At 49.0% G+C, this 241-nt stretch carries 1 pseudogene; it reads left to right on the forward strand.

Going from position 1 to position 241, the window contains the following annotated elements:
* Positions 1–96 precede the first annotated feature (96 nt).
* Positions 97–241: pseudogene (locus AACQ38_RS23945) on the forward strand (RHS repeat-associated core domain-containing protein); the annotation flags it as partial.

Below are 241 nucleotides of genomic sequence, written 5' to 3' on the forward strand. Positions count from 1 at the left end.
TCTTTAACAGGGTGGGAAACAGTGGCGAAGAAAAAGGCTGCTAAATCAGGGGGAAAGGTCCGCTCAATCGTATGATGGCGTCGGGATAGTGCCTAAGATCCGCTCGGGCTGAATGGGGGTCTGAACCTGTATGCGTACGTGCCGAATCCGGTGTCGTGGATTGATCCCTTAGGGTTAGCAGCTTGTCCAACACAAAAATATGAAGTTAGTACATTCGATGATTTACAGAGACGTTCTAAGG

The sequence above is a fragment of the Photorhabdus sp. RW14-46 genome, from assembly GCF_963887965.1.
GTDB lineage: Bacteria > Pseudomonadota > Gammaproteobacteria > Enterobacterales > Enterobacteriaceae > Photorhabdus > Photorhabdus laumondii.